Here is an 8,862-nt window from a genome sequence, read left to right as displayed (position 1 = left end):
AGCCGCACAGCCCTTTCTCGCGCCAGGCGTTCGTCCAGTTGTACACAGTCTTCTTGCTCACATCCAACTGCGTCGCGATCTCGTGCACTCGTTGACCTGCACCGAGCAGCAACAAGCCTTGTCCTCTAACCCTGAAGTCTTCATACGGATGCCGCAGCGCAAGCTCTTCCAAGGTTCGTTTCTCCACGTCGTTCAGTTCGATGGTGCACTTCATCGGCGATGCCAGCTCGTTCTTCATGTGACTGGCATCTGACTTTCATTCGTGAAATTGGTTTACTCAAGACACTTACTTGTGCCAAATCTGTAAGGCATTACCTTGAAACCTTTGCCCGCCGTACGTCCCTTGTGGATGTCGGCGAGCGCTCCTCTCAATGACCGCTATCCCTTGCCTGCCCCTCCCTCGTGGCGCGGCGCAGGTATTTCGTCCCCCGATTTAGCCAAGGCGCGTGCCTTCTCTAAGCCGGCGAGCGCTGCAGTTCAAAGCACGCATCCAGTTCCAAAATGCCCAGGAGTCAACATGTCCTTCGAATCGCCCACCCCGAAGTTCGATCGCCGCAAAGCGGAGGTCTTGCGGGCCTTTGACGCCTCCGCCTGGCTCAAGGGTGCCGTAGCGCAGTTGTGTGCCAAGGATGTCGAAGACGCCGTCAAAGATGCCGAACTTCTGCTTGATCTGATGAAGCTCCGCTCGGACGAGGTCTTCTCGCATGCGATCAGAATCGCCGCGGCTGGTCCAAGGTCGATTTGAAGTCCGCAAGGTCCGCGAGACACTGGTGGTTTGACGCAGTGGCGCCCCGGTGCCCTATAGCGCCACCATTTCTCGCCGGCCCGCCGGCAGCATAACGACCGAAACTGGCCATGACCGCCAACAGCACGGCCAACACAGCCACCGCCAGTTCTCAGGGACTGCTTATGTTCGAAAGCGAGGACGAGGCGGCGCGACGTGTTGCGATCGAAGACCTGCACGCACGGACGGCGATCTACACGGCAAGTCCTGTGGTTGACGACCTCCTGCTACGCCTGGGCTGGCCGAGCGGTACCGCCAGGCTCGTGGATCCGAGTTGCGGGGGTGGGATGTTCCTAGCCCGTGCCCTCTCCGCGCTGCTCGCCGCCAGGCCCGCCGGGTTTGATCCTTGTGGCCAGATCGAGGGGTGGGAAATTCACCCGATCGCGTGTATTGAAGCACGGTCGCGTGTCGCGGGAATCCTCGTTTCGCATGGATGGTCGCACGCCCACGCAGCAACGCTCGCCACCGACATGGTCCACAATCGCGACTTCCTAACCGAAGGGCCGACAACGCCGCAATGGGACATTGTCGCGGGGAACCCTCCGTATCTGCGAGCCGCCAATGTCCCGGACCTGCTCAGGACCGAGTACAGCCGGCATGTGCCCGACTACGCGCAGGGCGACTTACTGCACAGCTTCCTCGAACGCTACAGCCGTACTGTTCTGCCGGCGGGCAGGATCGGGCTGGTGACGTCGGACCGCTGGTTATTCAACCAAGGCGCTAGCCGTCTGCGCGAGAACCTAGGCCAGCGCCTGTCGCTAGCCCATGCGGAGCGTTTGAGCGCCGAGACAACTTTCTACCGGCCCAAGCAGCGCCGCGCCGGGTCGCCACCGCGCGTGCATCCGGTATCCGTCGTCCTGGTGTCAGACGACGGCGCCGAGCAGAACCTGACCGGCCGACCAATCCACCCGGGTGTCGATGAGGAGCGCTACGCGGGTTTGGGGTTGCTGGGCGACTTCGCAGACGTGCGTATCGCACCTTGGCTCGGTACCGAGGGCATTTTCGTGATTGATGCGGCGACGTCCCGCGGCCTACCGCCCGAGTGCCTGGTGCCGGCCATCGATACCGACGATATCAAGGACGGAATGTTCGGAACGCCTACTCGCTGGGCCATCCGCACGGTGCCCGGCGAGCGGCCTTGCCCTGAGATCATGGCTCACCTGGAGAGCAGGATGCATCTGATGGCCAGGCGCGGGCGCCAGGGCAAGGTCTGAATGCCACCGGAATCGTTCCACGCGCTTGATCTCTCGCGCGAGTCACTGATCGTGCCCACGCATTGCAAAGACGCCGAGGGCCGTGCGCGTCCCAGCCGGCGTCCTGACGATCAATCACAACCTCAGCATCGTCGCCGGCAGCAGCACCACGTTCGACCAGGTTGAGGAGGCGCTTGCATCGCCGCTCGCCGCCGAGTGGGCCCGCGACTACGCGTCGCGCCTTGAGAACAACTACCTGTCTCTAACGACGACACTCCTGCGGCGAATGCCTATGGTGAACCTCACGGCGTAACGCGTCGGGCGAGCCCGCCGACGCATGATGATCTGAGAGAGGACCTCACTATGGACGACTTCGGCAACTCCCTGTCCCTGTACTACGCCAGCATGTGCCCGTGAACTTGCATTCGAAATCTGCCCCGTATCCTGGAATCTCTTCCCCGGTGATCGAGATACCCCATGAACGCACGTGAACGGCTCGCCGCCGCTGCCCTTTGGCTCGGCGACAACCACGAAGATCTGTCCGACGGACTGTGTAACGCCCTCGACGGCCTGCGCCTGTACGACTACGCCCAAGCCCACGACCAATTGCCGGAAATGGCGGACAGTTGGGAGCCCGCAGACCGTATCGCGGTTCTGGGCTACGACCCGCTCGACGGTGTCCGGTTCGATGCCGGAACCAGCGGCGCTACCGAAGCCATCCAGGCGCTTACGTCCGCCCGTGTACTGCTGGATTCGGTCGCTTTCGTTCGCACCGAAGGCGACACCGCTCCGGTTATCGCTGCTATCGACGCTGTCATCGCACCCGCCTAATTCGCTCCCCGACCCCGGATCAACATGACGACGAAGAATACCGCCCGTGCACTCGACAAGTACGGTGTGAAGGCCTGCCGCGTTGCCTACCACATGCACGCAAATATCGGCTTCGGCGCCTCGGGCATCGCCTTTGAGGGCCCCCTTGAACTGAAGACCACCCGCCAGGCCGATGCTGCGATCAACGCCGGCCGCGAGCTTGCGGAGATGGACCACGCCGTCTGGTGCTGACCACAACGCACCAGGACTGAGAAATGACTGAAGTCGAACAGATAGCAGAACTGCGGGCGGCGCTGGAAACGCTGGTGAGCCTGCACAAGGACTGGGACAAGGGCACCGCCTACGTGCCAGTGAAGTTCATGCGGGACAACAACGCAGCCATCGCGGCCGCGCGCGATATCCTGCGCAGAACCGATGCCATGCCGACCGACGCAGCCACCGTCGCGGCCGTGCCCGCTGGAGTATGTGCGGCACAGCCTATGGTCGTGGTGGAGGTCGTCGGCAACGGTGCGGTGTTCGCTCGGGTCTCGGTGCGGAAATTCTGCGAGTCAATTGGACTGAGCTATCAGTGCTCCCTGGTTGCCGAGCTCGATGCGAAGGCCGGTAAGACTATGAGCGATCCGGGCGCACGACGGGAGCCAGACCATGGCTGAGCGCATGCAGGTGGCTCGCTGGCGCCGTACCCCACATGAAAGCAGCCGGATCGCCGTGATGCAACGCCGAGGGGTACCAGCTACGCCTTGACGACCAGGTGCTCCTCACCGTGGGCTGGGTACAATCGTATGGCGCCGCCGTAAATGGCGGATGGATCTGGCACCGCATGGGGCAGAACACCCATGCCACGCGGCACAAGACGGCAGAGGATGCCAAGGCGGCCGCCGATGCCTGGGACAAGGCAAACAAAGGAGCCGACGGTAATGGCTGATCAGGACAACAAACCCGCTGCGGCTCGCGATGAAGTGTGGCTTGAACTGCTGCAACTGCACCGCCAGGCCGTACATCAAGGCGATACCCATTTGCCATAGGCTTGGCAGTACGCCGCGAACGCGCCGCGATCGACCACCGTCAGCAGGCCAAGCCGGTTCAGCTCCTTGCACAGCCGGCGCCATTCGGACTTGGCCGGCGCGTTCAGATGCGCAGGCGCGGAGGGGAGCGTGGCGTCGGGTTTGACTTCGTTCTGCGGAAGCGGCCGACGGCCAGGATTGCCCTCCAGCAGTTTCAGTGCTGTGGGTTTGGTCATTGATTTTACCTCAACAGAAAGAGAGCCCCCGCAGCTCGGCATAGTCGGCACACAGTCACCCATCGACCGTTCAGCCCAACCAGCAAACCATTGTGTCGGCTCGGATTCGTCCGTTGGTATCATGTGACCCCACGGATAAATTAGGAGGCGAGGATGAGTTGGTTTATTACTGGCAGGCGAGACGGACTTGTATTGCGCGTGTCCGAAGCAGGCGTACCAATCCTCGGCGGCAAAGGTCTTCACGAGTGCCGGCCTGCGGACGGCGGACGCTTTGATAAAGCGCTACTCAAACGGATTGAAGAGGCAGGGTGCGAATGGACAATCACCGTTCCGACGCAGTCCGAGTTGCACATCGATCCTAGCGCCGAAGGATTGTATGAGCGCGTACAGGAGGCTCCCAGTCAATCGCATGCGGCGATCCAATTTTTCGAGCTAGACGGCAACGAGTTCGTCGGATTTTCGATCGTAGTTCCGGAAAGCACATTCGAACATATTCGTCGACTGCTCGAACTCGTGCTCCTGTCCGACTCGCTCGAGTACATGGCGACAGTGAACTTCCTGACGTTCCGAGCAGCGCATGCACAGACAGAGACGCCCACGCTGGAGGAGTTCATCGACGGGAAGCCGCTGTTTGTCGGCGAGGTGACGTTCCTCGTCAAGCCCATCTCAAAACAACACTAAATTGGCAGATTGGTTTTCTAGCTCGTACCCTCGCCCGAACCGACCAGGACGAAGTGCGTGCGGTGGGCAATTCCTGGAGCAATGATGGAAACAGAGAACAAGCCGGCACAGCCAGAGCAAGATAGCGTCCTACCAGCCTTAACACAGGCCTTCGACGCGGCCAAAGCTGCCCGAATCACTCCCCCGGAATTGACGCTGTTGCAAGCGATTGAACTCGAATCAGCGCGAGGGATTGTGAGCAAGGCGGTATTCCAGCTATTTGACCTCGCCAAAGAAGTGGAAGGCGCTGTAGTCCGCGATCGCCGCTTTCCTGGAGAGGAATCTAGGATGCTGAAGCGGGACGGACACGCGTTCGGCATCTATCCACTCTCGATAGGCCAAACGCTGCTGCGGCGTGCATTGGAGCTGGATTCGCCTGAGGAGGCAATTCAGTGGTTTCTTCGAGTCCTCAATAAAAAATCAGCAACTGGCGCCACGATACGCGCGCTATGGGGTGCCCTTGTCGATACGAGCGTTCAGCTTGCTCCGGATATCAAGCTCGTCCCGATTCAAGACATTCCCGAAAGCCATCAAAAGGGCTGGGTAACTTCGGCCGCTTGGGGTTTTGACCGTGCACCGAATACGCCAATGTACGAAGCTCCGGAGTCCGCTCTTCTGCTCCAAAAGACTATCGATCCTGTAATTTATAACCCATCAGTAGATAAGCTAGACGAGATGGCTTCATTTGCGGCCGAGCAGGAAAGGCTCAACGATGCCACATTGGCTCTGACGGTGTTAGGCCCGAGAGTAGTGATACCTGCTGCTGAGTGGTTTACATACGATGATCCAGACCTAGAGCAGACTGGCATTCGCAGCAACTCGCGACGCGGTCAGATTATGGAAATTCAATCGACGATGCCCCGACACGCTCCGACGCTTGATCCAGCGCTTGCTCAAGAGGTTGTCCAAGCTTTCCTCGGCATGACTGGAGACAGCAAGGAAACAGTTCGGATTGCTATGCAGCGTCTCAGTCATGCCATTCGCCGACGCGCCTATGGGGATAAAGCTGTCGAGGTTGCTACAGCCCTCGAGTCCTTGCTTGGCAGCAATGAGAACACGGAAATGGGCTTCAGGATCCGAGTTCGCGCCAGCCGATTGCTTGGAGGAACAAGCGCCGCTCGCGCACGAACGGCTGAGATAGTCAAAGAAACGTACAACATTCGCAGCAAGGCCTTGCATGAAGGCAAGCACAACAACAAGAAACGATCCAAAGAGATAGCGGGAGCGACCATGACATGGTCGGAGATTGTGGACGCCTCTATAGGCATCTGTGCTCAGCTTATCGGAATCGTCTTGCGTCGAGGCAGCATCCCGGATTGGGATTTCTTCGATATCAACGAGCAGTCAGCCGCGTAACTCGCTTCTCTTTCTGACGCCGCCAGAAACTCTCAGGCGGCCTTTTTCGTTCGGGACGACCCCTTACCAGCACCGGCCCGCCTTGGCGCAGCGTTGGCCCGCGTCGGCAGCGCAACGGGCGATTTTGGGTTCCGCTTCCGCGTGGGTTTGCCAGGAGCGGCCTCGGCGGCCGGGTTTGTCGGCTTGCCATCACTGAACGGCCGGCCATCCTGGTCAACCGCCACCAGGCCGGTGAGGGTTTGCCAGCGCCGGATGATCACGTCGACGAAGCGAGGATCCAGCTCCACCACGCGCGCGCACATGCCCTAGCGATCGGCCGCGATCAGCGTCGAGCCGGAGCCGCCGAACGCGTCGACCACCACGGCACCAGGACGCGCCGACATTGCCAGGTGCCGCTCGACCAGGGACACCGGCTTCATCGTCGGATGCTCGGCCGATCGGCGCGGCCGCTCGACGAACATGGCGGTGGTCGGCGTCTCCAGGAGCTGCGCGTCGCCGGCCACCACCAGGAGCGAGTCCCCGAACGGGATCGCCCACCGGCCATCGTCGAGCTGCTGAATGCCGCGACCGTTCGCCCAGGCCTCGACGGTCGTCTGCTTGCGGCCGCCATAAAACGCATGCGCGGCGCCAGGCTTCCACCCGTAGAGGATCGGTTCATGGATCCACTGGTAGTCGGAGCGGCCGAGCACCAGCGAATCCTTGCGCCAGATGAGGCAGGACGCGAGCTTCAGTCCCGCCTCGACGAACGCGCGCCGGAAGGACAAGCCTTCGGTGTCGGCATGCGCGACATAGATCGCGGCACCAGGACGCATGACCTCGGCCAGCCGCTCGAACGCGACCTCCAGGAACTCCAGGAACGCGGCATCGGACATCGCATCGTTTTTGATCTTGCCCGCGGTGCCCTCGTAGGCCAAGTTGTAGGGCGGATCGGTCCACACCACGTCCGCCAGGGCGCCGTCCATCAGCCGCGCCCACAACGCCGCGTCGTGCGAGTCCCCGCAGGCCAGGCGGTGCTGGCCGAGCGTCCAGATATGACCAGGCCGCGAGACGGCGACCTCCTCGAGCGGCGGCGCATCCTCCGGATCGTTGGACGGCGCGGTCAGCAGCAGCTCGCCGATCTCGCGATCGGAGAAGCCGGTGAGCAGCGCATCGAAGCCGGACGCCTGCAGGGCGGCCAGCTCCTCGGCCAGGATCTCGCGATTCCAGCCGCCGTTTTCGGTGAGCTTGTTGTCGGCCAGGGACATACGCGCGCTTCATCGCGTCGGTCCAGCCTTCGGCGATCACGACCGACGCCTCGGTGAAGCCGACCAGCGGCGCGGCTAGGACGCGGCCATGCCCCGCGATGATCCCGCCCGACTCGTCGATGAGCACCGGCATTGTCCAGCCCCAGGTGCGCATCGAGGCCGCGAGCTGCGAGATCTGCAGCGGCGAATGCGTCCTGGCGTTGCGCGCGAACGGCGTGAGCCGGTCCAGCGGCCACACTTCGTGCCGGTTCGCGGGATTCTTGACGGTCATGGGCGCGCCTCGATAGGGAAGATTTATCAGCGCCGGTTTTCCCGAGGCCCGGTCGGATTTTCTGCGACGCGAAAAATGAACCTTCCAGCCGGCTTGCCTTCGGCCCGTAGTTTTGACCCCCCCCCCCCGGTGCATTTCTTATCACTAGTCTGCGAAGGGGCGCTATCGTCACTCATACGCAGCACCTCCAGCTCCATGCCGTCCTCGAGGACCAGCACGCGATGACCAGGCACGGCCTGGCCCACCGCAGCACGCAGGCTTCGCGCTGCTGCTGGTTGAGCCGGTGCTGCACGGACAGCACCAGGACGTCGTCAGGCTGCAGCGAGAGCACCGACACCGATGGGATCACCACGCCAGCATCGGCCTTGCCATCACCGCATAGGCGGTCCAGGAGCGACGGCATCACAGTCTCCAATCGGATGAGGCCTGCAGGCGGAACGCGACCTGCACCAGCACGACATACGCGACTAGCACCAGGAGCAAACCGATCATGGAAACCTCCGGAGGGTTAGCCAGGCCAGGCGCCAGGCGAGCACAGCAGCGTCGCACCAGGGCATGCCAGGTGCCCCTGCTGCAGGCAGTAGACGCACCAGGGGTGCGCGCGCAGTGCCTGGCGCGCAAGGCCCGCCATTCCGGCGTCTGGTACATCGCCGTCCAGCGAGAAGCCATCGCGGATCTCCAAAAGCAAAACGGCCACCCGAGTGGGGCGGCCGTTCTGACAATTCGTGCATCTTGGCGAAATTATAGGGCGCTTGTCCGAGCGTAAACAAGCAGCGGCGCGGTTTTTGGCGGCGATCGATCGTCGAAGCGTCAGGCCCCTATCGCATCAATGCACGTCCATATTCCGGGGTGAAAACTGAAAAAACTCGTCGTTGTACAGGGCAGCCCGTAGGCTCGATGTAAGGCGAGCTATTTTTTCGTCCGCCGCGTCCTCATTGCGTTGATTGAAGGCGTCGTGGTAGGCGAATAAGTATTCACGAGAAACGGATTTCAAACTTTGAGCCGTAGCCGGAGAGGAGAATTTCGATCTCGGTATCGATGGTTTCTTTGGTCCATGTGACGAAGCGTCGCCAGTGGTACTTGGCATGTTTCCAGACGATTTCAATCAGGTTGAGTTCGGGGCTGTAAGGCAATCCACCCAAGATAAGGACATCAGCAAGCCTTATAGGCGGCATGTCGATGAGGTTTCTGGCGAGGCGGACGTGGTTTAGCGCGATCCGGTC

General features: G+C 61.4%; 13 protein-coding genes and 2 pseudogenes. 8 read left to right on the top strand and 7 right to left on the bottom strand.

The genetic code is table 11. The features are described 5' to 3' along the window. Positions 1-238 (bottom strand): helix-turn-helix domain-containing protein (locus A3A5_RS0107975; RefSeq protein WP_018310079.1); only part of this gene is annotated, 238 nt, incomplete at its 3' end. A gap of 279 nt (positions 239-517) precedes the next feature. On the opposite strand from A3A5_RS0107975, the gene A3A5_RS37910 reads away from it, so the two are divergent. From A3A5_RS37910 to A3A5_RS37900, 6 genes are all read left to right on the top strand, one after another. Next, the gene (locus A3A5_RS37910) at positions 518-745 is read left to right on the top strand and encodes a hypothetical protein (RefSeq protein ID WP_018310078.1); all 228 of its coding nucleotides are present in this window, start codon (positions 518-520) and stop codon (positions 743-745) included. 110 nt (positions 746-855) lie between these two features. Further along, entirely contained in the window at positions 856-1,998 is a 1,143-nt protein-coding gene (locus tag A3A5_RS37905) for an N-6 DNA methylase (protein WP_018310077.1), read from the top strand. Positions 1,999-2,080: 82 nt separating this feature from the next. Next, positions 2,081-2,290, top strand: coding sequence for a hypothetical protein (locus A3A5_RS44500; protein WP_018310076.1), 210 nt, complete (start codon positions 2,081-2,083; stop codon positions 2,288-2,290). A 164-nt stretch (positions 2,291-2,454) separates the two neighbouring features. Then, entirely contained in the window at positions 2,455-2,808 is a 354-nt protein-coding gene (locus A3A5_RS0107960) for a hypothetical protein (RefSeq protein ID WP_018310075.1), read from the top strand. A 24-nt stretch (positions 2,809-2,832) separates the two neighbouring features. Next, positions 2,833-3,039, top strand: coding sequence for a hypothetical protein (locus tag A3A5_RS0107955; RefSeq protein ID WP_018310074.1), 207 nt, complete (start codon positions 2,833-2,835; stop codon positions 3,037-3,039). Positions 3,040-3,062: 23 nt separating this feature from the next. Beyond that, positions 3,063-3,461 carry a hypothetical protein gene (locus tag A3A5_RS37900; protein WP_018310073.1) on the top strand — a complete coding sequence of 133 codons (399 nt, stop codon included), beginning with the start codon at positions 3,063-3,065 and terminating at the stop codon, positions 3,459-3,461. A 347-nt stretch (positions 3,462-3,808) separates the two neighbouring features. On the opposite strand, the gene A3A5_RS37895 is transcribed toward A3A5_RS37900, so the two are convergent. Continuing rightward, positions 3,809-4,048 carry a P27 family phage terminase small subunit gene (locus A3A5_RS37895; protein ID WP_018310071.1) on the bottom strand — a complete coding sequence of 80 codons (240 nt, stop codon included), beginning with the start codon at positions 4,046-4,048 and terminating at the stop codon, positions 3,809-3,811. A 153-nt stretch (positions 4,049-4,201) separates the two neighbouring features. Between A3A5_RS37895 and A3A5_RS0107935 the strand changes: the two genes are divergently transcribed. Continuing rightward, a complete protein-coding gene (locus A3A5_RS0107935; protein ID WP_018310070.1) occupies positions 4,202-4,729 on the top strand; it encodes a hypothetical protein in 528 nt (175 codons plus the stop codon). Between the two features lie 81 nt (positions 4,730-4,810). Further along, positions 4,811-6,124, top strand: a complete 1,314-nt coding sequence (locus A3A5_RS0107930) for a HEPN domain-containing protein (RefSeq protein WP_198293112.1) — start codon at positions 4,811-4,813, stop codon at positions 6,122-6,124. A gap of 32 nt (positions 6,125-6,156) precedes the next feature. Here A3A5_RS0107930 and A3A5_RS43075 read toward each other — a convergent pair whose 3' ends face one another. The 5 genes and pseudogenes from A3A5_RS43075 to A3A5_RS37885 form a co-directional block, all read right to left on the bottom strand. Continuing rightward, entirely contained in the window at positions 6,157-6,426 is a 270-nt protein-coding gene (locus A3A5_RS43075) for a hypothetical protein (protein WP_157637153.1), read from the bottom strand. A 3-nt stretch (positions 6,427-6,429) separates the two neighbouring features. After that, the gene (locus A3A5_RS43985) at positions 6,430-7,368 is read right to left on the bottom strand and encodes a DNA methyltransferase (RefSeq protein WP_051108500.1); all 939 of its coding nucleotides are present in this window, start codon (positions 7,366-7,368) and stop codon (positions 6,430-6,432) included. 34 nt (positions 7,369-7,402) lie between these two features. Continuing rightward, positions 7,403-7,639 (bottom strand): annotated as a pseudogene (locus A3A5_RS45585) (ParB/Srx family N-terminal domain-containing protein); the annotation flags it as partial. Positions 7,640-7,811: 172 nt separating this feature from the next. Further along, positions 7,812-8,042, bottom strand: coding sequence for a hypothetical protein (locus tag A3A5_RS0107920; protein WP_018310068.1), 231 nt, complete (start codon positions 8,040-8,042; stop codon positions 7,812-7,814). Between the two features lie 571 nt (positions 8,043-8,613). Continuing rightward, positions 8,614-8,862, bottom strand: a pseudogene (locus A3A5_RS37885) (hypothetical protein); the annotation flags it as partial.

Source organism: Cupriavidus sp. UYPR2.512, from assembly GCF_000379565.1.
Lineage (GTDB): Bacteria > Pseudomonadota > Gammaproteobacteria > Burkholderiales > Burkholderiaceae > Cupriavidus.
The sequence above is the reverse complement of the archived record's forward strand: the minus strand, read 5'-3'. Positions and strand labels throughout refer to the sequence as shown.